This is a genomic window from Streptomyces sp. NBC_00461 (assembly GCF_036013935.1).
GTDB lineage: Bacteria > Actinomycetota > Actinomycetes > Streptomycetales > Streptomycetaceae > Streptomyces.
Genome location: NZ_CP107902.1, coordinates 6,093,295 through 6,116,479 on the forward strand (window position 1 = coordinate 6,093,295; position 23,185 = coordinate 6,116,479).

Genomic DNA, 23,185 nt, shown 5'->3' on the forward strand with positions numbered 1-23,185 from the left:
TGCGGCCGTTGTGCGGCGCGGGTCGGATGGGGTGACCGGCCCTGGGGGCTGTGCCCCCAGACCCTCCTTCGGCCCGAGGGGCCTCGTCCTCAAACGCCGGACGGGCTGGAGACAACCGGCCGGCCCTGGAAGAGTGCCGCCCCCTCACAGGTTGCCGTCCCCTGGCAGGGCGACCTGCTACCCGCCCAGCTCCTCCACCATCACCGCCCGCAGCCGCAAGGTCGTGACCAGGCGCTGGAAGGCCTCCGCCCAGTAGCCCCCGGCGCCGGGCGACGCGTCCTCCGGTTCGTCCGGTATCGCCAGGAGGCCGTCGAGGCGGCTCGCCTCGCCGGGGTCGAGACAGCGCTCCGCCAGGCCCATCACTCCGCTGAAACTCCATGGATAACTTCCCGCGTCCCGCGCGATGTCGAGAGCGTCCACCACCGCCCGCCCCAGCGGCGCGGTCCAGGGCACCGCGCACACCCCGAGCAGCTGAAAGGCCTCGGACAGACCATGGGTCGCGATGAACCCGGCCACCCAGTCGGCCCGTTCGGCGGCGCTGAGGGTGCCGAGCAGCTTGGCGCGCTCGGCCAGCGACACCGCGCCCGGGCCGCCGGCCTCCGGGGCGGAGGGTGTCCCCAGCAGCGCCCGGGCCCACTCGGGCTCCCGCTGCCGCACGGCGGCCCGGCACCATGCCGCGTGCAGCTCGCCCTGCCAGTCGTCCGTCACCGGCAGCGCCACGATCTGCCGGGGCGTACGCCCACCGAGCCGCGCGGACCATGTCCCGAGCGGTGTCGCCTCCACCAACTGGCCGAACCACCACGACCGTTCACCCCGTCCTGCCGGAGCCTTGGCCGCGACACCGTCGCGCTCCATGCTCGCGTCGCACTCGTGCGGAGCCTCGACAGTGATCGTCGGTGTGTCCCGCGTGCGGTCCACGGCCACACACGCAGCGGCCCTGACGGCCATCCGGGCGGCGAGCGCCGAACCCGGCAGCGCGGAGAGCAGCTCGGCCGCCGTCGCCCTCACATTGCGGCTGCGGTCCGCCAACGCCTGTTCCAGGAAGGGCTCGTCCTGCGGGCCAAGTCCCGCGCGCAGCGAGTCGAGGAACATCAGACGGTCCTCGGCCCGCTCCGTCGACCACGTCGTCGTGAGCAGTTCACGCGCGGCGGCGGGCTCGCGGGCGCGTATGCCGGACAGAAGCGCGACGCGCTCGGCGAACAGGCCCTCCTCCCACAGGCGTCGGGTCTGCTCCGTGTCCTCGGGGTGCGGCAGGGCGGTGCCTCCGCCCGGCGTCGCGCGCAGGGCGAACCGCCAGTCCGGGTTCAGCCGGGCCAGCCACACGGCCCGCGGTCCCGCGAACGTCAGCGCCGCCGGCCGCAGGTCCGTACGCCCACGGGCCGCGTCCAGCAGTGCGGGCAGCGCCTGAGGGGGCGCCGCGAAGCCACGGGCGTTCGCCGTCGCGAGCCACTGGGGCAGCAGCTCCATGAGGTCCGGAGCCGTGCCCCGGCGGCCGCCGCCCGTGCCGGGACGGTCGGTGAGCAGCAGCGAGAGCCTGCGGGCCGCCGCGGCGGGCAGCGCGGGGCGTGGGTCCTCGGAAGCCGGTTCCGGCCGCCGGGCCGCCCGCCCGGGACGCAGCCCGGCTCGCCGCCGTACGGTCTCCGCGGCCGCCGCGTCCAGCAGCGCCACCGGTGCCTCCCGCCCCGGTGCACCGCCCGGCGGGGTGCGCCGCTCCGTCCCGAGCAGCGCGACCGTGACGAGCTCCTCCCAGGCGCCAGGGGCGGGCGCATCCACAGGCGTGGACGTCCTGTTCATGCGGTTCCTTTCGCTGGGCTGCGCAGGGTTGCTCGGTCGAGGACCGCTGGGCTGCTGAGGCATGGATGGAGGGTGAGGAAGAGGCGGTGGGGTGCGGTGGGCCGGGTCAGCACAGCTGCACCGCCTCTCCCGCTTCCTCCGGCCAGGCCGTCAGCGGGGTGAAGCCACGGTGGCCGCACTCGCCGAAGACCCTGACCGGGGCGCCGCCCGAGAGGGCCACCAGACGCCACAGACCGGGCCGGGCACGGACGGCGGGAGCCAGTGGCAGCGCCGCGTCCTCGTCGGCGTCCGCCAGCTGCCATGAGTCGCCGTCCGGGACCGGTATGACCCGGTCCAGCGCGACCGGGACGGAGTCCAGCCAAGGGTCGGCCCGCAGCGCCTCGCCGTAACGGGCGGCCGCCTGGGCCGTCGTCACTCCCGGCGGCCGCGTGTGCGTGGGAGCCGGCGGTGCGAACTGCTCGCCCAGGGCCGCGCGCACTTGCCCGGCACCCGGGTACGCGGACACCTCGGCGTCCAGGGCCAGCCCGACGGGCAGCGTGAGCTCCGGGGCGCGGCCCGCGGCGCCGTAGGAGAGGAGCAGCGCGGTGCGGTCCGAATCGGTGCCGTGGAGCCAGATCCGGCGGGTCGTCAGGCGTGAGTCGGCCGTGTCGTACTGGGCGACGACCAGCCAGCGGTCCCTGAGCGGCGGGCCGTCCGCCGTGCCGGGCAGGCCGACGCGGGAACGGACCGTCGCCGCCAGACCGTCCGGCAACCGCTCGCGGTGCAGCCAGCCCTGGTCCAGGAGATGGAGCAACGCGCACTCCTCCAGCAGACGCAGCGGCCAGCCGGGCCCGGACGACGGGATCGCCCCCAACTCCCGCACCCGCGCGGCCAGTCCCGGTGCCTGGGCGTCGACCATGCGTGCCGCCGTCTCCTCCCACAGCCCGTACCCCGCCTGCTCCGCGCTCGCGAGACCGCCGCGCAGCAGATCCGCCAGCCGCTGCTCCAGCTCGGTCGTGCCGGCGGTGATCCGCTCGGCACGGCGCTCCGCCCGGCGCCGCGCGGCCTCCGGATCACCGGATCCGGAAGAGGAACCGGCCGCCCCCGCCGCCTGCTTCAGTCCGGCGCGCTGCCTTCTCCCCTCCATCCACTGCTCCGCCCAGTCCGGCACCTGCCCCCGCGGCACCGCGCCGTCCCCGCCCGCCCAGAGCAGCAGCAGGCCCAGAGCGTGCTTGCACGGGAACTTGCGGCTCGGACAACTGCACTTGTACGCGGGACCCGCAGCGTCCGCGAGGTCGACGACCGTCTGATACGGCTTGCTGCCACTGCCCTTGCACAGCCCCCACACCGCCCCCTCGTCGGAACTCCCCGCCTCGGACCACGGCCCCGCCGCACCGAGTTTGCTGCCCGCCTTGCGTGACGCGATGTCAGGCGCCAGTGCCAGCACCTGATCCGCGCTCCAGCGCACCCCCTGCTGAGTCATGACATCGAAGGTAGATCCCACCACTGACAATCGGCCTCGCGAGCGCGTTTGCCCAGGTCGGAACGCATTGTCAGTGGCGTGGTGCACGGTTGGTGACAGATCCGAACCGGCCGAGCTGGAGGGGGCCTCAGCCATGTCTGTGTCCGTGGAGTCCGTGGAACCTACGACCGTCGAAGCAGCCCAAGTACTCGCGAAGGAGCCGGCCGAGGCGTTGCGACCGCACGCCGAGAACGCCTTCGCCGGTGAACTCGCCGCGCTCGCCGAGCAGGACGACCGCCCGCGCCCGGCCCGCTGGCGGCTGTCGCCGTGGGCGGTGGCGACGTACCTGCTCGGCGGCACCCTGCCGGACGGCACGGTGATCACGCCGAAGTACGTGGGCCCGCGCCGCATCGTCGAGGTCGCCGTCACGACACTCGCCACCGATCGCGCCCTGCTCCTGCTCGGCGTCCCCGGCACCGCGAAGACCTGGGTGTCCGAACATCTGGCCGCGGCGGTCAGCGGCGACTCGACGCTGCTCGTGCAGGGCACGGCGGGCACGCCGGAGGAGGCGATCCGCTACGGCTGGAACTACGCGCAGTTGCTCGCCAACGGCCCCAGCCGCGACGCCCTCGTGCCCAGCCCGGTCATGCGGGCCATGGCGGAGGGGATGACGGCGCGAGTGGAGGAGCTGACCCGTATCCCGGCCGACGTGCAGGACACGCTGATCACGATCCTCTCCGAGAAGACGCTGCCGATACCGGAGTTGGGGCAGGAGGTACAGGCGGTCCGCGGCTTCAACCTGATCGCCACGGCCAACGACCGCGACCGCGGGGTCAACGACCTCTCCAGCGCCCTGCGCCGCCGCTTCAACACGGTGGTGCTGCCGCTGCCCGAGAGCGTCGAAGCCGAGGTCGACATCGTCTCGCGGCGCGTCGACCAGATCGGCCGCTCCCTCGACCTGCCGGCCGTGCCCGAGGGCGTCGACGAGATCCGCCGTGTCGTGACCGTCTTCCGTGAGCTGCGCGACGGGATCACGTCCGACGGCCGTACGAAGGTCAAGTCGCCGAGCGGCACGTTGTCGACGGCCGAGGCGATCTCCGTCGTCACCAGCGGGCTCGCGCTGGCCGCTCACTTCGGCGACGGCGTGCTGCGGGCCGGCGACGTCGCCGCGGGCATCCTCGGCGCCGTCGTCCGCGACCCGGCGGCCGACCGCGTCATCTGGCAGGAGTACCTGGAGGCGGTCGTCCGCGAGCGCGACGGCTGGAAGGACTTCTACCGGGCCTGCCGGGAGGTGAGCGCGTGAACGACCTGGGATGGGGTCGTACGGGCGGAAGCAAGCAGCCGGGCGGGGAAAAGGGATCGGGCGGCTCCGTGTGCACGGCGGACGAGGGTGGCATTCGGGGGTTGCGATGGCGAGGGGGGACGGTGTGACAGGGGCTGAGAGGGGCGGGAGCGGTGCTGCCGGGGACGGGCCGCTGTTGCTCGGCGTACGGCATCACGGGCCCGGCTCGGCACGCGCGGTGCGGGCGGCGCTGGACGCGGCCCGGCCCCGGGTCGTGCTCGTCGAAGGACCGCCCGAGGCCGACGCGTTGATCCCGCTGGCCGCCGAGGAGGACATGCGGCCGCCGGTCGCCCTCCTCGCCCACGCCGTGGACGAGCCCGGCCGGTCGGCCTTCTGGCCGCTCGCCGAGTTCTCCCCCGAGTGGGTCGCGATCCGGTGGGCCCTGCGGCACGAGGTCCCGGCACGCTTCATCGACCTGCCCGCCACGCACACGCTGGCCTGGGGGAAGGGCGAGGGAGAGGAGCTCGGAAAGGAAACGGGCGCCGGGGGCGAGGACGACGCCGATTCGGCCGCGGACGGCGGAGCCGGCACGGACGCCGACGTCCGAGTCGACCCGCTCGCCGTGCTCTCGGAAGCCGCCGGTCACGACGATCCCGAGCGGTGGTGGGAGGACGTCGTCGAGCACCGGGGAGCCGGCGAGGGGGACGCGTTCGCGCCGTTCGTCGTGCTCGAGGAGGCCATGGCGGCACTGCGCGAGGTGTACGGCAGCGGGGGGCATGACCGGGATCTCGTGCGGGAGGCGTACATGCGGCTCCAGGTGCGGGCCGCGCAGCGGGAGTTCGGGGACGCGGTGGCCGTCGTGTGCGGGGCCTGGCACGTGCCCGCGCTGCGGGAGAAGACGGCCGTCGCCGCGGACCGGGCGCTGCTCAAGGGACTGCCCAAGGTCAAGGCGGACATGACGTGGGTGCCATGGACGCACCGGAGGCTGTCGCGGGTCAGCGGATACGGGGCGGGGATCGACTCGCCGGGTTGGTACGGGCACCTGTTCGCCGCCCAGGACCGGCCGGTCGAGCGGTGGATGACCAAAGTGGCCGGACTGCTGCGCGAAGAGGACCGCATCGTGTCCCCGGCGCACGTCATCGAGGCGGTACGGCTGGCCGAGACGCTCGCCGCGATGCGGGGCCGCCCGTTGCCGGGACTCGGCGAGACGACCGACGCCGTGCGTGCGGTGATGTGCGAGGGCTCGGACGTGCCGCTGGCGCTGGTGCACGACCGGCTGGTCGTCGGGGATGTGCTGGGGGAGGTCCCGCAGGCCGCGCCCGCCGTGCCGCTGCAGCGGGACCTGGACCGGATCCAGCGCAGGCTGCGGCTCAAACCGGAGGCACTGGAGCGGGAGTTGGAGCTCGATCTGCGCAAGGAGACCGACGCCGGGCGCAGCAGGTTGCTGCACCGACTTCGGCTTCTGGGCGTCGGATGGGGCGAACCGCTGGCCTCGCGGGGGAGTACGGGCACGTTCCGGGAGACGTGGCGGCTGCGCTGGGAGCCGGAGCTGTCCGTGCGGGTGGCGGAGGCCGGTGTGTGGGGTACGACGGTGCTCGCCGCGGCGACGGCCAAGGCCGAGGCGGACGCCGTCGCCGCGCAGGCTCTGGCCGACGTCACCGGGCTCGCCGAGCGCTGCCTGCTGGCCGAACTCCCGGCAGCACTACCCGTGGTGATGCAGGTCCTCGCGGACCGGGCGGCCCTCGACACGGACGTCGGCCACCTCGCGCAGGCCCTGCCGGCCCTGGTCCGCTCCCTGCGGTACGGCGATGTGCGCGGCACGGACACCGGGGCGCTGGTGGGGGTCGCGGCGGGTCTCGCCGAGCGGATATTCGTCGGCCTGCCGCCGGCCTGTGCGGCCCTGGACGCGGATGCGGCCGAGGAGATGCGACGCCATGTGGACGCGGTGCACGGGGCGGTGGGGCTCCTGGGCGAGGCGCCCGCGCCCGAACACCGCGATCTGCGTGGCCGCTGGCACTCGGTCCTGCGCGTGCTGTCCGTCCGGGACACCGTGCCCGGTGTGGTCCGGGGACGGGCCGTGCGGTTGCTGCTGGACGACGGGGAGTTGGGGCAGGACGACGCGGCGCGGCTCATGGGGCTCGTGCTCTCACCGGGGACGCCGCCGGGGGATGCGGCCGCGTGGATCGAGGGCTTCGTCGGCGGAGGGTCCGGTGGCGGGATGCTCCTCGTCCACGACGAGCGGCTGCTCGGGCTGGTGGACGCCTGGCTGACCGGGGTGCCGGCGGGGGCGTTCACGGACGTACTGCCCCTGCTGCGGCGGACGTTCTCGGTGTATGAGCCGGGCGTGCGCAGGACGCTGGGCGAACTGGTCCGGCGTGGACCGGGGGAGCGGGGGAGTGTGACAGCCGCCGGCTCCGGCATACCCGGCTTCGCGGCCGACCTTGACCTCGGGCGCGCGGAGGCCGTGCTGCCGGTGGTCCGGCTGCTGCTCGGCATCGCGGAACCCGGTGGCCCGAGGGGATCGGAAGAGCACGTCGACAACGACCTTGCGGGGGTGGCGGTATGACAAAGGACCGACTGGCAACGGATCGACTGGCAACGGACCGACTGCCACAGGGCCGACTGACGGAATCGCGAAAGGACATCGTCGCGACGGCCGCCGGCAGGAATGGCGACAGGTACGTGGGGGGAGCCAAGGACCGCCGCCCCACAGCGGTCGCCGTCGCCGTCATGCCGCTCTGGGACCGCCCCCGCGCGGGGGCGTGCCGATGACCACCGAGGCGATGGATCCGGCGCGGGAGCGGCTGCGGCGCTGGCGGCTCGTGCTCGGGGGCGACGCGGCCGACGGCACGGGTTGCGCACTGTCGGGGCGGGACGCCCAGATGGACGGGGCGTTGGCCGCGCTGTACGGAAGGGCGGACAAGCAGGGACAGACAGGGCGGGACCGTTCGGCGGGGCTCGGGGCGTCGGCGCCGTCCGTGGCCCGCTGGCTCGGGGACATCCGGACGTACTTCCCCTCCTCCGTCGTCCAGGTCATGCAGCGTGATGCCATCGACCGGCTCGGGCTGTCCACGCTGCTGCTGGAGCCGGAGATGCTGGAGGCGGTGGAGGCCGACGTACACCTCGTCGGCACCCTGCTCTCCCTCAACAAGGCCATGCCCGAGACGACGAAGGAGACGGCACGGGCCGTCGTGCGCAAGGTCGTCGAGGACCTGGAGAAGCGGCTTGCCGCACGCACTCGGGCCACCCTCACCGGCGCCCTCGACCGCAGTGCCCGGATCAACCGGCCGCGCCACCACGACATCGACTGGAACCGCACCATCGCGGCCAACCTCAAGCACTACCTGCCCGAGTACCGAACGATCGTGCCCGAGCGGCTCATCGGGTACGGACGGGCGTCCCAGTCCACGAAGAAGGAGGTCATCCTCTGTATCGACCAGTCGGGATCCATGGCGGCATCGGTCGTGTACGCATCGGTGTTCGGAGCGGTGCTCGCCTCGATGCGGACGATCTCCACGCGACTCGTCGTCTTCGACACGGCGGTCGTCGACCTCACCGACCAGCTCGACGACCCGGTGGACGTGCTGTTCGGCACACAGCTGGGCGGCGGTACGGACATCAACCGGGCGCTCGCCTACTGCCAGTCGCAGATCACCCGGCCCGCGGAGACGGTGGTCGTGCTCATCAGCGATCTCTACGAGGGCGGGATACGGAACGAGATGCTCAAGCGGGTCGCCGCGATGAAAGCGTCGGGAGTGCAGTTCGTGACGTTGCTCGCGCTCTCGGACGAAGGGGCGCCCGCCTACGACCGGGAGCACGCGGCCGCGCTCGCCGCGCTGGGGGCACCGGCGTTCGCCTGCACACCCGATCTCTTCCCGGAGGTGATGGCGGCGGCGATCGAGAAGCGGCCGCTGCCGATACCGGACACGGCATGAGTGGGCACGGCTTGAGCGACCACGGCATGGGCGGACACGGCATGGGCGGACACAGGGTGCGCGTCGGCACCGCGTGCGCCGGCGCAGCATGACGATCGGCCGGGCAGCGGGCGTTCGCTGACGATTTGTCGACCCGTCACCGTCCGAATCCGACCAGCAAAACGGACATGGCTACCCATCGGTAACAGGGGGCTTGCGCAACCTCGGGAGTGCCGTGCGAGGATCGACGCCTCATCAGCGGTGCGCCGCGCTCGGCTCACCCGTGCCGCGTCGCGCCGACTCGTGGCCCGTTATGCCTCGGCATGTGCAATCCGTTCCGCCGCACGGAGGACCCGCCCCCTTGACCTGGCCAGCAGCGTTGCCCGGTGCCGCTCTGCGCGTGATGCGCACGGCGGCCGGACGGCGTGCGCTGCAAGTGGTCGTGCTGGTGGGCGGGTTGCTCGCGCTCGGGTTCCTCTGCGGGGAACAGGCACACGCCGCTGAGGAGGTGCCGGCTGCCGTCACCTCGTCCGAGGTCGCGCCGGCCGCCTCGGCGGACGGCGTCGGGTCGTTGACGAGCGGTGCGGCCACCACGGCCACCACGGTGACCACGGCCGGCCGACTGGCGGACACGGCGGCCGGACCTGAGGTGCGCTCCGCGCCGCTCGCCACCGAGCCAAAGGCCCACACTCCGGCCGAGCCGTTCCCGGACACTCCGGCCCAGCCCAAGCCCGCCTCCACCACTTCCCCCATCCCCACCTCCACCACCGCGGCCTCCCTCACCTCCACCTCCACTTCGAACTCCGCGCGTTCGCCCGCAGAGCCCTCCGTCCAGCTCGTGAAGTCCGTGGCCGACGGTGTCGAGCGGCCGGTCGGTGGACTGGCGGAGGTCGTGCACGCCGGGCTGGGTGAAGTGACGGCGCAGATACCGCCGTTGTCATCGTTGCCCGCGCTGCCCGGGGCGCCGTCGCTGCCGAGCCTGCCGTCCCTGCGTTCGCTGGCCCGTTTCCCTGCGCAGCCGGGCCGGATACTTCCCGTGCCGTTCACGCACGTGCCGCAGTCCGGTGCCGCGGGCTCGGTGACCGAGGGGGCCGTCGACGACAGGCGCTCCGCTGCGGCGGGCGCGAGCGGCACGGCGTTCGGGCCACGGCTCACCGTCGGAGTCACCGCGGCCGGTGCCACCGCACACGGCGACCGGCAGCGGGCCGCCGGTGCCGGTCACGCCCCGGCCCGTCAGGCGCCCGACGGCGACCCGACCGGCGCGCTGGGCAACCAGTGCGCCGTGAACAACGGCGCGTCGAGGCACGGTGACGCACACGCCGTCGCCCTGAACCACCGGGCGCCTCTGCGGCTCGTGCCCGGCGCCGCCGCTCACGCGGACGCGGCCGGCACCCGGGACAGGCACCGGGACATCCCCGTCTTCCCCGGCTAGAGCAGACCCTTCCCCCGCCACAGACCTGCCGCGCGGGGGCGGAACAGGTCTGCCCGCCCGTCCGGACCCCTCTCCGTTCTCCGGTCTCCGGACGGAAGCCGCCGACTTCGCTGGTCACCGGTCCCGATTGCCCGGACCGCGACCGCGAACGGCGCCGGAAATGCCCCAAGCCTTTCGAAGAAGCACCGGAACGCTCTGGACCTCCCCGAGGTCGCGGAGAGCCGGCGTTTCCAGGGATCTAAGGATCTGACGCACGCATGAACAAGAACATCCGTCGCTCCATCGTCATAGCCGCCGGAGTCACCGGCGCGTGGGCGCTCGGCTCCGCCGTCGCCAGCGCCGACGAACTGCCCGCCTCCTCCCTGTCGGTGTCCGACGCGACCTCCGACGCCGACGCCGACAGCACGCTCGGCACCGTCACGGGCGCGCTCACCGACACGGTCGACGGCGTCGTCACCACCGTCCAGGACGCGGCCGTCCAAGACACCACGGCCAAGGCAACCTCCCCGGTCACCGACGCCGACACCGTCACCGGAACCGTCGGCAGCGCCGAGAGGACGACGCCCGGCGGCACCGTCGAGCAGGCCCGCAAGTACGTCGACGCCAAGGTCTCCGTCCCCCAGGCGGCCAACAACGCGTCCAAGGTCCGCGGCGCCGCCGCCATCCAGGGCGCCAAGGCCGCTCGCGCCGCCCAGACCCACGCGCAGGCCACAGCCCGGACCACCGTCTCCGACACGACCACCCCCATCCGGGGCGAGGTCGACTACCTCTTCGGCCCCCTCGCCGCCTTCGCACCGGAGCTGGAGCAGGCCCTCGCGGCCGCCCAGACGAAGCTCCAGGCCGTACAGTCGGCGACCCGCACCACGGACGCCGTCCACAGCACCGCGCGGACCGCGACGAGCCGAGCCCGGGGCCGCGCCACCGATGTGACCGCCACCACGCAGGGCGAGGCCGGTGCCGTCAGCGGCGCCGCCCGGGCCACCGTCTCCGCCGTCCCGAGCCAGGTCACGGGCACGATCGGCGGGGTTGAGCAGAAGGTCCTCGGCACCGTCAGGAGCGTGCCCGGCACGGTCACGCCGATCGCCGACGAGACGGTCGCGGCCGCAGTCCCACCGCTCGCGACCAGTGCCGTGCACGGCGTGACGCCGGTGGCCGGCCAGGCGGTCACAGGCGTCGTCCCGGTCGCCGGGCAGGCCCTCGCCGGGGTCGTTCCCGTCGCCGCTCACGCGGTGGACGGCGTGGTGCCGGTCGCCACCGGCGCCGTGTACGGCGTGACGCCGGTGGCCGGCGGTGCGGTGTCAGGGGTCGCGCAGACAGCCGGGCACGCGGTCGGCACGGCGACGGCGCTGGCGTACGGGGCGGTGGCCGACGTACAGCCGGTCGCGGCCGGTGGCGTCCAGGGCGTGCGGCCGGTCGCCGCCGACGCCGTGCAGGGCGTGACGCCCGTCGCGGGCGGTGCGGTCTCCGGTGTGCGGTCGGTGTCCGGCGGTGCGGTGGACGGAGCGGTGCCGGTCGCGGGCGGGGCCGTCGCGAACGTGCCGCCGTACGCCACCGGTCTGGTCGGTCAGGTCCTCGACGACGCCACGGGAACCGTGCTGCCGCCCGTCGCGCACACCGCCGTGGACGGCGTGCTGCCGGTCGCCGGACAGGCCGTGACGGACACGGGCGGGCTGGCGTACGGCGTCGTGGGTGACGTCCGGCCGTTCGTCGGCGGGGTCGCCGAGGCCGCGGTGCCGCTCGCGTACGGCGTGGCCGGTGACGGGACCGAGCTGGCGTACGGCGTCGCGGGCCAGGTGCCGCAGTTCGCGCAGGGGGTCACCGGTGCCGTACAGCCCGTCGTGGACACCGTCACCGAGACCGTCCGCCCGGTCGTGGGGGGCGTCGCCGGCGGCGCGACGACACTCGCGTACGGCGTCGCGGGCGACGTCACCCCCTTCACGTACGGCGTCGTCGGCGACGTCGACCCGTTCGCCCACGGTGTCGTGGGCCGGGTCGCACCTTTCGACGACGACCTGACCGGCACCGTCCGCTCCACCGCCGGCCCGCTCGCAGGCCACGCCCTCACCGGCGTCGAGGGCGTCGCCGGCTCGCTCACGCCGGGCTACGCGCACCACGTGATGAACGCACAGGACGTGAGGGACGTGCAGAACATGCAGTACGGCACCCCGTACAGCATCTGATCGCCCGCCATCGGCGGCGCACGCGCTCAGTGCGCCGCACGACCGACTCCGCGAGGTCGAAGGTCCCGGACGGCCGAATGCCGTCGGTCTCGTCCGACCGAAATCCCGCGGAACGGGCCGGCCGGTCCCCATTGGGGTGGGGATCGTGCTCGCCCACAGCCCTCTGAGCGGCCCGTTCGGGTCCTCGGGGGTGTGAAAGGGGCCTCACCGGGTCAACCCCAGCCCGGTGAGGCCCTTTCCGTGCCCCCGCCCTGCCCCCGTCCTGCCCCCGTCCTGCCCCGGTCCTGTCCCCGTCCTGCCCCGGTCCTGTCCCCGTCCCGTCGCCCGTCCTGTCCCCGCCCCTTACCCCTCAGGGGCCTCACATTCGGCACGCCGTGCCAGTGAGCGCGGCATCATGTGACAGGTATCACCGCTCAGGTGTGACGCTCGATTTAGGGGCCTCCTGCAAGCAGCGATAACCTGCGAGACGGACATGCCGCGCGCTCGGTCACCGTGTGCGCCCCCCTTGTGACACATGCGGACGTCACGTTGCCCTTCGCGGCACGCCCACGCATCCAACGAACCGCGAGATCACTGATAGGGACGGAAGCGCGTGGACCTGTTCGAGTACCAGGCGAGGGACCTCTTCGCCAAGCACGATGTACCGGTGCTGGCCGGTGAAGTCATCGACACGCCTGAGGCGGCCCGCGCAGCCACCGAGCGCCTCGGTGGCAAGTCTGTCGTCAAGGCCCAGGTGAAGGTCGGCGGCCGCGGCAAGGCCGGTGGCGTGAAGCTCGCCGCCACCACCGACGAGGCGGTCGAGCACGCGACCAACATCCTCGGCATGGACATCAAGGGCCACACGGTCCACAAGGTGATGATCGCCGAGACGGCCCCGGAGATCCTGGAGGAGTACTACGTCTCCTTCCTCCTCGACCGTGCCAACCGCACCTTCCTCTCCATCGCGTCCGTCGAGGGCGGCATGGAGATCGAGGAGGTGGCGGAGACCCGCCCCGAGGCCGTCGCCAAGACGCCGATCGACGCCAACGTGGGTGTGACCCCCGAGGTCGCCCGCCAGATCGTCGAGGCCGCGAACTTCCCGGCCGAGGTCGCCGACAAGGTCGCGAACGTCCTGGTCACCCTGTGGAAGACCTTCGTCGAGGAGGACGCTCTCCTCGTCGAGGTCAACCCGCTGGCCAAGGTCGCCTCCGGCGACGTCATCGCCCTGGACGGCAAGGTCTCCCTGGACGAGAACGCCGAGTTCCGTCAGCCGGAGCACGAGGCCCTCCAGGACAAGGACTCCGCGAACCCGCTGGAGGCCGCCGCCAAGGAGAAGAACCTCAACTACGTCAAGCTCGACGGCGAGGTCGGCATCATCGGCAACGGCGCGGGTCTCGTCATGAGCACCCTGGACGTCGTCGCGTACGCCGGTGAGGCGCACGGTGGCGTCAAGCCCGCCAACTTCCTCGACATCGGCGGCGGCGCCTCCGCGGCCGTCATGGCGAACGGCCTGGAGATCATCCTTGGCGACCCGGACGTCAAGTCCGTGTTCGTCAACGTCTTCGGCGGCATCACCGCGTGCGACGAGGTCGCCAACGGCATCGTGCAGGCGCTGCAGCTGCTCGCGGACAAGGGCGAGGAAGTCACCAAGCCCCTCGTCGTCCGTCTGGACGGCAACAACGCCGAGCTGGGTCGCAAGATCCTCTCCGACGCCAACCACCCGCTGGTGCAGCGCGTGGACACCATGGACGGCGCGGCCGACAAGGCCGCCGAGCTCGCGGCTGCGAAGTAAGGGAAGAGGGACAGACACAGCCATGGCTATCTTCCTCACCAAGGACAGCAAGGTCATCGTCCAGGGCATGACCGGCTCCACGGGCATGAAGCACACCAAGCTCATGCTGGCCGACGGCACGAACATCGTCGGTGGCGTCAACCCGCGCAAGGCGGGCACCACGGTCGACGTCGACGGCACCGAGATCCCGGTCTTCGGCACGGTCGCCGAGGCGATCGAGAAGACGGGCGCGAACGTATCCGTCCTCTTCGTGCCGCCGGCCTTCGCCAGGGCCGCCGTGGTCGAGGCGATCGACGCCGAGATCCCCCTCGCCGTCGTCATCACCGAGGGCATCGCGGTCCACGACTCGGCCGCGTTCTACGCGTACGCCGGTTCCCAGGGCAACAAGACCCGGATCATCGGCCCGAACTGCCCCGGTCTCATCACGCCGGGCCAGTCGAACGCCGGCATCATCCCGGGCGACATCACCAAGCCCGGCCGCATCGGCCTGGTCTCGAAGTCCGGCACGCTGACGTACCAGATGATGTACGAGCTGCGTGACATCGGCTTCTCCTCCGCCGTCGGCATCGGTGGTGACCCGATCATCGGCACCACGCACATCGACGCGCTCGCCGCGTTCGAGGCCGACCCCGACACCGACCTGATCGTCATGATCGGTGAGATCGGTGGCGACGCCGAGGAGCGGGCCGCGGCCTTCATCAAGGAGAACGTGTCGAAGCCGGTCGTCGGCTACGTCGCGGGCTTCACCGCGCCCGAGGGCAAGACCATGGGCCACGCCGGCGCCATCGTCTCCGGCTCCTCCGGCACGGCCGCCGCCAAGAAGGAGGCCCTCGAGGCCGCCGGCGTCAAGGTCGGCAAGACGCCGACCGAGACGGCGAAGCTGGCTCGCGAGATCCTCGCCGGCTGAACGGCAGCTTCCTGACCGAACGTTGATGGGCCCGCTCCCCGCGAAGGGGGCGGGCCCATCGGCATGAGGAACAACTCGCGAACTCGCGAACTCGCGAACTCGCAACGAGGATCAATCCATCAGCGGTACGAGCCGTTCCGGCCCGTGCGCCGTCGCCGTTCGCAGCTTCGTCCGCAGCTGCGCCTGTGCCTCCGACAGCGCCCCCTGGGCCACCCGCGGTGGAACTCCCTGCACCTGCGCGCCCGGAGCGACCGGAGGCTCGTAGTGCGTCGGGGCCGTTCGCACGGTGAGTGCCGTCGTCCCGATCAGGGCCACGGTGAAGGCGATGGCGGCCCGTGTCCAGAAGCGTGCCCTGCGTTCGCCGCTCGTCCGCACCGCCGGGGGTCTGCCCGCGCGCAGCAGCTCCGTGGAGGCCACCTCGGTCAGGCGGCGATGGAGCACGGCCGGGTCGGCGAGTTCCGGCAGGCGCGCGGCGATCACCTCGCGCGCGTGCAGCAGCCGGCCGGCCGTCGCCGGTGTGCTCGCCTCCGCCTCGGCCGCGGTCTCCGGCAGATCGAGGCCGACACCGTCGTACAGCAGCAGCGCCCGGCGGTGTGGCGACGGGAGTTTCAGGAGTACGTCCAGCAGCGCGCGGTCGGCCGTGTCGGGGGGCGGCGGCTCGGGGTGCCGGTAGCGGGGGCGGAAGCGGTGCCAGGGGGAGAGCGCGTACTCGTACGCCGTCGCCCGCACCCACCCCGCCGGGTCCCGGTCGACGGCCACCTCGGGCCAGCGCTGCCAGGCGAGTTGGAAGGCCCGCTCGACCGACTCGCGGGCCAGCTCGCGCCGCCCGGTGAGCAGGTAGGCCTGCCGTGCGAGGGCAGGGGCGCAGAAGGCGTACAGCGCGTCGAAGGCCTGAGCGGGAGTCAGGGGAGCGGCGGCCGGCGTGGGATCGGCCGCCGTCGGCTGCTTCTCCGGACTCGCCGTCCCCACCGTCACCTCGGGGCCGGTCCGGGAGAGTTCGGCCAGGAGCGCCGCGTAGGCCCGGCGCTTGCGGCCGCGGGGTGTCGTGCGTCCGCCCTCCCAGGAGGCCACGGCCCTGCCGGGGACACCGAGCCGCTTGGCGACCTGATCCTGCGTCAGCGAGGCCGCCTCGCGCAGGCGTCGGCGTTCCGTGGGCGGCGGCAGCGGGCTCGCGGGGTTCGGCGTCACGGGGCACCCTTACGTACGAAAAAGTACATAAACGTATATTGAGCGACACTTCGGAGGTTTGCCTGTTACGACGAGAAAGCGCGTGTCGTTGGGAGCATGGCGGGCGTGACCCAGATGACCGCTCGCCGACCTCCCCTGTCGTCCCTGCCGGCCCGGATGCGCGACCGCTCGCCCGGCCTCGGCGCCGGCCTCGTGGGCGGTGTGCTGGCCGCCGGGCTGGGGCTCGGGTCGCTCGCCGTTCTCGTGGTGGTGCTGTGGATCAGCTCGCCGTATCCCGACAGCGGGCCCGGGGCGGCGCTGCACGTCGCCGCGGCGCTCTGGCTGCTGGCGCACGGCGCCGAACTGGTCCGCACCGACACGCTCTCCGGTGCCCCCGTGCCGGTGGGGATCACACCGCTGCTGCTGCTCGCCCTGCCGGTGTGGCTGGTGCACCGGGCGGCGCGGGACGCGGTGGACGGCGGCGGGGAGGACGAACCGCTCGGGTCCGGTCGTGCGGCCTGGGTGGGTGTCGTCCTCGGCTATCTCGGCGTCGGCACGGCCGCCGCCCTGTACGCGTCCGGCGGACAACTGCGGCCGTCGTGGGAGCGGACCGCGGGGTGCCCGCTGCTGGTCGTGATGGCCGCGGCCGGAGCGGGGGTGTGGACGGCGTACGGGCACCCGCGTGAGGCGGTCGTCGGCCTCCTGAAGCTGCTGCCGCCAGGGATGCGGCGCTGGGCCCTGCGGTCGGCGGGGCTACGGCGCTGGTTCCCGCGGTCGGACACCCGCGCGCGCTTGGCTGTCGCGGCGCGGGCCGCGGGTGCGGGCACGGCGGCGCTCGTAGGGGGCGGGGCGGTACTGCTGGCGGTCTCACTGGTGTGGCACGGCGAGGCGGCGCGAGCAACCTTCCTGCAGCTCACGGAGGGCTGGTCGGGCCGTTTCGCCGTCCTGGTCCTGTGCCTCTTGCTGGTGCCGAACGCGGCAGTGTGGGGGGCGGCCTACGCCCTCGGACCGGGGTTCGTGCTGGGCGCGGGGCATGTGGTGGGGCCGCTGTCGGCGGCGCCGGAACCCCTGCTGCCGGCGTTTCCGCTCCTGGCCGCGGTACCGGAGGCGGGGACCGGAACGTGGCTGAACTGGCTCGCGGGAGTCGCTCCGCTGACGGCCGCGCTGACCGTCGGCTGGTTCGTGGGCCGGGCGGACCACCCCGCCGCCGGGCGGACCGCCGCACTGGCGGCCCTGTTCTGCGCGGCCGGCACGGCCGTTCTCGCGGGGCTGGCGGGCGGACGACTCGGAGTGCACGCGCTCGCCCGGTTCGGGCCGGTGTGGTGGGCGACGGGCGGTGCGGCGTTCGTATGGACGGCGGCCGTGGCGATTCCGACGGCACTGGGCCTACGGGCCTGGCGGTGCCGCAAGCGGAAGGTGGCCGAGGAGAGCGGGCGGCAGAAGACCGGGGAGCCGAAGTCCGGGGAGCCGAAGATCGGGGAGCCGAAGATCGGGGAGTCGAGAAGCGTGGAGTCGAGAAGCGTGGAGTCGATGAGCAGGGAAGCGAAGAGTGCGGAGCCGAAGAGTGCGGAGCTGAAGAGCGCAGAGTCGAAGAGCGCAAAGTCGAAGGAGCCGCAGGCCGTGGGGTCAAAGGTCGCGGGGCCGAGGATCGGGGAGCCGGGATCGCAGACGCCGAAGGGCAGGGGCAGGGGCCGGGTCCGACGGGCGGTGGTCTCGATCGGAGCGTGGTTCGGGATCGGGAAGGGCCCGGGCCGGGAGGCGCAGGAGGTGGCGCCGGCGGGGACGGGCAAGTCGACCGTGCCCTACGACCAGGGCGATGTGTACGGCCCGCTGCCCGACCGGGACAAGGCCATGTACGCGCCGTACGACTTCCTGCCCGTCAAACCGCTCCCCGAGCCGTCGACCCCATGGCGCGACGACGTCACCCGCGAGGCCCGCTGGGCGGCACTGAAGAGCGCCTCCGACCTGCCCCGGACACCGGACGTGCCGGATGCACCGCCCGCTGCGGACGTACCGGACGAACCGACAACGCCCGACGGACCCGCAATGCCCGACGCACCGACCGCACAGTGAACGCCGACCGGCTCCGCCCCGCTGCCCGTCAGCCGTTCGTCCCCAGCACTCCCCGCAGCTCCTTCGGCAGCAGCTGGGTGCAGGACTGCTTCGCCTGGTTGGTGAGGGCGTCGTTCGTGCAGGAGTAGTAGTCGCTGTAGACCAGCTGGGCCGTGAAGGTCGCGGCGACCAGGGCGATGGCCAGGGAGGCCGTGACCAGACCGGTCACCGCCGCCGTCGTCTGGGGGCGGGCGGGCGGAGTGCCCGTGGGCTCGGGCTTGCCGGGCTTGGTGCGCAGGCTGCTCACGCCCCAGTACAGGGCGAGGGCGCCCAGCAGCAGGGCCACGTACGGCCAGCTGAAGAGGGCGAAGAAGAAGGCCCACATGCCGCTCAGCAGGGCGAAGCGGGCGCGGCGCTGGGAGGCATCGGTCGGGTCCCAGCGCATGCCCGAGCCCGGGGTGTTGCCGCCCTGGCCCTCGGGGCCGGGGGACGGCGGACGGCCCGGACGCTCGCCGAACCCGCCGGGGGAGCGGCCCGGCTGGCGGTCGCTCCACTGACTGCCCCAGGGGGAGTCGGGGTCGTCCGATCCGTCGCCGCTCTCCCCGTCGGCGGGGCGGCGCGGCTGCCACGGACGGTCCGGGGTGCCCTCCGGCGGTGGCGCGAAGGGGTTGTCGTCCTGGGTGCCACCACTCTGCTCGTCACCGGACTTCTTGTCCGAGGGAGCATCGGGAGGCGAGGCGGGCCGCTCCCGCAGCAGGACGGCGCCACGCTTCCCTCCCTGCGCGGACTGCGGAGGGAGTCTGAGGAGTCGCAGGCTGCGGTCCGACATCAAGTGAGCGTCTTCCCCTAGGAGATACGGCGATGATCAGGCGTTCGTACGGCTGTCTTTCGTGACCCGTCACTTCGGAAACGCACAGCGCGACGACCACGTTCCCGCCCGGGCCCTCCCAGACGCTACCTTCCGGCCACGCCCCCGTCCCGTGGGGGCCGCCCGGAGTGCCGGTATCGTTGCTGGCGGTCGGCCGCTTCGTAGACTTCCCCGTATCCCGGGGCGTGATGCATTAGGACGAATGTACAAAGCGCTGGCCGCCGGCAGAACGCTCCCCCGAGAAAGGGCCCCACCGTGGCCGCCAAGCCCGTGGTCAAGCGCCTCGTCGTGCTGGTTTCCGGATCCGGAACCAATCTGCAGGCGCTCCTCGACGAGATCGCGGCCCACGGCACCGAGGCCTACGGCGCCGAGATCGTGGCCGTCGGCGCCGACCGCGAGGGCATCGAGGGGCTCGCGCGCGCGGAGCGTGCGGGACTGCCGACCTTCGTGCGGAAGGTCAAGGACCACGACTCCCGCGAGGAGTGGGACGCGGCGCTGGCCGAATCCGTCGCGGCGTACGAGCCCGACCTCGTCGTCTCCGCCGGCTTCATGAAGATCGTGGGGAAGGAGTTCCTCGCGCGCTTCGGCGGGCGGTTCGTGAACACCCACCCCGCTCTGCTGCCCAGTTTCCCGGGAGCCCACGGTGTGCGTGACGCGCTCGCGTACGGCGCCAAGGTCACCGGCTGCACCGTCCACTTCGTCGACGACGGCGTCGACACCGGACCGATCATCGCCCAGGGCGTGGTCGAGATCCGGGACGAGGACGACGAGAGCGCTCTGCACGAGCGCATCAAGGAAGTCGAGCGAAGGCTGCTCGTCGAGGTCGTGGGGCGGCTCGCCCGCAACGGCCACCGCATTGAGGGACGAAAGGTAGTTATCCAGTGACCGCCACCGCCGAGAGCAGCAAGCGGCCCATTCGCCGGGCGCTCGTCAGCGTCTACGACAAGACCGGACTGGAAGACCTCGCGCGCGGGCTGCACGAGGCCGGTGTCGAGCTCGTCTCCACCGGGTCCACGGCCGGCCGTATCGCCGCCGCCGGTGTCCCCGTCACCAAGGTCGAGGAGCTGACCGGCTTCCCCGAGTGCCTGGACGGCCGGGTCAAGACCCTGCACCCCAAGGTGCACGCGGGCATCCTCGCCGACCTGCGGCTCGAGGACCACCAGCGCCAGCTCGCCGAGCTGGGCGTCGAGCCGTTCGACCTCGTCGTGGTCAACCTCTACCCGTTCCGCGAGACCGTCGCCTCGGGCGCCTCGCCCGACGAGTGCGTCGAGCAGATCGACATCGGCGGGCCGTCGATGGTCCGCGCGGCCGCCAAGAACCACCCGTCGGTCGCCGTCGTCACCAGCCCGGCGCGGTACGCGGACGTCCTCGGCGCGGTCGAGGGCGGCGGCTTCGACCTCGCCACCCGCAAGCGGCTGGCCGCGGAGGCCTTCCGGCACACGGCCGAGTACGACATCGCGGTGGCGAGCTGGTTCGCCAGCGCCTATGCGCCCGCCGACGACTCCCAGTTCCCCGAGTTCATCGCGGCCGCCCTGGAGCGCAAGAGCACCCTGCGCTACGGCGAGAACCCGCACCAGCCCGCCGCGCTCTACGTCGACGGCACGGGCGTCGGTCTCGCGGAGGCCGAGCAGCTGCACGGCAAGGAGATGTCGTACAACAACTACACGGACACGGACGCCGCCCGCCGTGCCGCGTACGACCACGACGAGCCGGCCGTCGCGATCATCAAGCACGCCAACCCCTGTGGCATCGCGGTCGGTTCGGACGTCGCCGAGGCGCACCGCAAGGCGCACGCGTGCGACCCGCTGTCCGCGTTCGGCGGGGTGATCGCGGTCAACCGCCCGGTGTCGAAGGAGATGGCGGAGCAGGTCGCGGAGATCTTCACCGAGGTCATCGTCGCGCCGGACTACGAGGAGGGGGCCCTCGAAGCCCTCGCCAAGAAGAAGAACATCCGGGTGCTGAAGGCCCCGGCCGCGCCCTCGCACCCCGCCGAGGTCAAGCCCATCGACGGCGGTGCGCTCCTCCAGGTCACCGACCGCCTCCAGGCCGAGGGCGACGACCCGGCCAACTGGACGCTCGCGACCGGCGAGGCGCTCACCGCCGACGAGCTGGCCGAGCTCTCCTTCGCCTGGAAGGCCTGCCGCGCCGTCAAGTCCAACGCGATCCTCCTCGCCAAGGACGGCGCCTCGGTCGGCGTAGGCATGGGCCAGGTCAACCGCGTCGACTCCGCGAAGCTCGCCGTCGAGCGGGCGGGCGCCGAGCGCGCACAGGGCTCGTACGCCGCCTCGGACGCGTTCTTCCCCTTCCCGGACGGCCTGGAGATCCTGGTCGATGCCGGCGTCAAGGCCGTGGTCCAGCCGGGCGGTTCGGTCCGCGACGAACTGGTCGTGGAGGCCGCGAAGAAGGCGGGCGTCACGATGTACTTCACGGGGACGCGGCACTTCTTCCACTGACGGACACCTCACCCGGGCGGCGCTGCGCCGGATCGACACCTACGTCGAACTGCGCAGTGCCGCCCAGGTGTTGGGGCCCACTTCGCCGTCCACGGCAAGGCCCTTGTCCCGTTGGAACTGCTTCACCGCGGCCAGCGTGGCGTCGCCGAACTGGCCGTCCACGCCCGCTTCGCCGACGCTGTAGCCGCGCTTGGTGAGCATGCACTGTACCTGGACCACGCGCTGCCCCTTGTCGCCGTGGACGGTGAGCTCGGTACCGGAGTAGTACGTGCACTGGGAGCTCCAGGGCGGGGTGGCGGGCGTTGTCGCGGTCTTGGTGGGGGTGGCGGTGGGAGCGCTGCCGCCACCGCTTTCGTTGCCGTCGGACGGGGCGGAGGCTTCGTCGGAGGGCGTGGCCTGCGTACCGCCCGCACTGCCGCCCGCGGATGCGTTGGGGCTCTCTGACGCCTCGGCCTCCTCCTTCCCCGAGGCGGTTTCCTTCTGCTTCTCCTTGTCGCCGGAGGGCGAGGCGGAGGAGCTGGGGATGGCAGAGGCCTGCGCGTCGCCGGGTGTGGTGCTGCCGGCGGCCGTCGGTGCCGCCGAGGCCGTTTCGCCGAGGGACGGGCGGGTGAGGGAGAAGGCGCCCGCGGCGACGGCGCACACGGCGAGGCCCGCGGCCACGGCGAGGTACGCCTTCCGCTTCCTCCGGCGGCTGCCGCCGTCCTCGGGGGCCGGGGCCTGCGCGGAGGTGGCGTACTGCATGGGCGGCATCGGCGGGGTGGGCGTGAAGGCGGGGCCGGGGGCGGGGGACGCCGTGCGCTCCGTCGGCGCACGCAAATGGACGGTCTCCTGGACGGAGACGGATTCCAGGACGTCGCAGGCCTGCCGTCGGGCGAGCAGCCGTGCGGCCAGCGGCTCGTGCCAGGGGGCCGCGCCGCTGTGACCGGCCGACGTGGCGGCGTCGAGGAGTTGCCGCGGGGTGGGGCGTCCGGCGGGGTCCTTGGCGAGGCAGGCGGACAGGAGCGCCGCCAACGCCGGGTCCGCCGCCGCGAGTTCGGCCATGATCTCGGGCTTGGGTTCCTCGAACGCGACACGATGCATCACGTCGACGCCCGTTCCGTCCCCGAAGGGGGCGTGGCCGGTCGCGGCGTAGATCAGGCTCCCCGCGAGCGAGAAGACGTCGGAGGCGGTGTCGCAGCGCCCCTCGCGCAGATACTCGGGCGACATGAAGGCGGGCGTGCCGACCCTGCTCCCGGTCGAGGTGATCGCGCTGCTGTCGGTGGCCTGCGCGATGCCGAAGTCGATGACGTGCGCGCCCTGCAGGGACAGGATCACGTTGGACGGCTTGAGATCCCGGTGTACGACGCCGACGGCGGCCATCGACGACAGAGCCTGCCCAAGGTCCGCCACCAGCCGCCACACGCCGGCCGGCGCCAGTGTGCCGCAGTCGCGCACGGCGTCGGCGAGGTTGAGGCCGGGTACGTACTGCGTGGCCATCCACAGCAGCGTGTCGTCGAAGCCGGTGCCGAGCAGCTGCGGCGCACGCGGGGTGTGGACCCGGGCATGCACGGAGGCCTCCCGCTCGAAACGCCGCCGGAACCGGGGGTCTTCGGCGTACTCGGGGCGGATCACCTTGACGGCGGCGAGACCGGGGGTGTCGTCGGCGGGGCGGGCGAGGTAGACGCGGCCCATGCCGCCGCTGCCGAGTAGGCCGAGGGGGGCGTAGGGGCCGATGCGGCCGGGGTCGGTCGGCTGCATCGGCGTCGCGCCCGCATGCGTCAGAGCCGCGTCACCGGACGCCGGGGTGTACGACGGCATGGGTTGCCGCTGGTCCGTCATCGATCCCCCGAGTGTTGTTCTGCCTCCCCAACGTGCGCTTGTGTCACGATGGTTGGTGCGAGGCTATCGCGTGGGGCGGGGGAGTGGTTCGAGGGCCGGTGGTCCC

15 protein-coding genes are annotated in these 23,185 nt (G+C 73.0%); 10 read left to right on the plus strand and 5 right to left on the minus strand.

The window, feature by feature from the left end:
• Positions 1-177 precede the first annotated feature (177 nt).
• Together OG870_RS28685 and OG870_RS28690 are read right to left on the minus strand one after the other, a co-directional pair.
• A complete protein-coding gene (locus OG870_RS28685) occupies positions 178-1,794 on the minus strand; it encodes a DUF5691 domain-containing protein (RefSeq protein ID WP_266589461.1) in 1,617 nt (538 codons plus the stop codon).
• A 106-nt stretch (positions 1,795-1,900) separates the two neighbouring features.
• Positions 1,901-3,256: an SWIM zinc finger family protein gene (locus OG870_RS28690; protein WP_266589463.1), complete on the minus strand. Its 1,356-nt coding sequence runs from the start codon at positions 3,254-3,256 to the stop codon at positions 1,901-1,903.
• Between the two features lie 133 nt (positions 3,257-3,389).
• On the opposite strand from OG870_RS28690, the gene OG870_RS28695 reads away from it, so the two are divergent.
• From OG870_RS28695 to sucD, 7 genes are all read left to right on the plus strand, one after another.
• Positions 3,390-4,538, plus strand: a complete 1,149-nt coding sequence (locus OG870_RS28695) for an ATP-binding protein (protein ID WP_266519872.1) — start codon at positions 3,390-3,392, stop codon at positions 4,536-4,538.
• A 106-nt stretch (positions 4,539-4,644) separates the two neighbouring features.
• On the plus strand, positions 4,645-7,083 hold the full coding sequence (locus tag OG870_RS28700) for a DUF5682 family protein (RefSeq protein WP_405624688.1): 2,439 nt from the start codon (positions 4,645-4,647) through the stop codon (positions 7,081-7,083).
• A 202-nt stretch (positions 7,084-7,285) separates the two neighbouring features.
• On the plus strand, positions 7,286-8,452 hold the full coding sequence (locus OG870_RS28705) for a VWA domain-containing protein (RefSeq protein WP_266519876.1): 1,167 nt from the start codon (positions 7,286-7,288) through the stop codon (positions 8,450-8,452).
• 340 nt (positions 8,453-8,792) lie between these two features.
• Positions 8,793-9,863: a hypothetical protein gene (locus tag OG870_RS28710; RefSeq protein WP_266589467.1), complete on the plus strand. Its 1,071-nt coding sequence runs from the start codon at positions 8,793-8,795 to the stop codon at positions 9,861-9,863.
• Between the two features lie 257 nt (positions 9,864-10,120).
• Positions 10,121-12,043 carry a hypothetical protein gene (locus tag OG870_RS28715; RefSeq protein WP_266589469.1) on the plus strand — a complete coding sequence of 641 codons (1,923 nt, stop codon included), beginning with the start codon at positions 10,121-10,123 and terminating at the stop codon, positions 12,041-12,043.
• Between the two features lie 592 nt (positions 12,044-12,635).
• Positions 12,636-13,814 carry an ADP-forming succinate--CoA ligase subunit beta gene (gene sucC / locus OG870_RS28720; RefSeq protein WP_266519889.1) on the plus strand — a complete coding sequence of 393 codons (1,179 nt, stop codon included), beginning with the start codon at positions 12,636-12,638 and terminating at the stop codon, positions 13,812-13,814.
• A 22-nt stretch (positions 13,815-13,836) separates the two neighbouring features.
• Complete coding sequence (gene sucD / locus OG870_RS28725) at positions 13,837-14,721, plus strand: succinate--CoA ligase subunit alpha (RefSeq protein WP_266589471.1); 885 nt, start codon at positions 13,837-13,839, stop codon at positions 14,719-14,721.
• Positions 14,722-14,832: 111 nt separating this feature from the next.
• On the opposite strand, the gene OG870_RS28730 is transcribed toward sucD, so the two are convergent.
• Positions 14,833-15,909 carry a helix-turn-helix domain-containing protein gene (locus OG870_RS28730; protein WP_266589473.1) on the minus strand — a complete coding sequence of 359 codons (1,077 nt, stop codon included), beginning with the start codon at positions 15,907-15,909 and terminating at the stop codon, positions 14,833-14,835.
• A 96-nt stretch (positions 15,910-16,005) separates the two neighbouring features.
• Here OG870_RS28730 and OG870_RS28735 point away from each other — a divergent pair, with 96 nt between their 5' ends.
• A complete protein-coding gene (locus OG870_RS28735) occupies positions 16,006-17,961 on the plus strand; it encodes a cell division protein PerM (protein WP_266589475.1) in 1,956 nt (651 codons plus the stop codon).
• A 28-nt stretch (positions 17,962-17,989) separates the two neighbouring features.
• On the opposite strand, the gene OG870_RS28740 is transcribed toward OG870_RS28735, so the two are convergent.
• Entirely contained in the window at positions 17,990-18,769 is a 780-nt protein-coding gene (locus tag OG870_RS28740; RefSeq protein WP_266519897.1) for a hypothetical protein, read from the minus strand.
• Between the two features lie 294 nt (positions 18,770-19,063).
• Between OG870_RS28740 and purN the strand changes: the two genes are divergently transcribed.
• Positions 19,064-19,693, plus strand: a complete 630-nt coding sequence (gene purN, locus OG870_RS28745; RefSeq protein WP_266519901.1) for a phosphoribosylglycinamide formyltransferase — start codon at positions 19,064-19,066, stop codon at positions 19,691-19,693.
• The gene (gene purH, locus OG870_RS28750) at positions 19,690-21,261 is read left to right on the plus strand and encodes a bifunctional phosphoribosylaminoimidazolecarboxamide formyltransferase/IMP cyclohydrolase (protein ID WP_266589477.1); all 1,572 of its coding nucleotides are present in this window, start codon (positions 19,690-19,692) and stop codon (positions 21,259-21,261) included. Before purN ends, purH begins: the two co-directional genes overlap by 4 nt.
• Before the next feature lie 39 nt (positions 21,262-21,300).
• On the opposite strand, the gene OG870_RS28755 is transcribed toward purH, so the two are convergent.
• On the minus strand, positions 21,301-23,079 hold the full coding sequence (locus OG870_RS28755) for a serine/threonine-protein kinase (protein WP_266589479.1): 1,779 nt from the start codon (positions 23,077-23,079) through the stop codon (positions 21,301-21,303).
• Positions 23,080-23,185 lie beyond the last annotated feature (106 nt).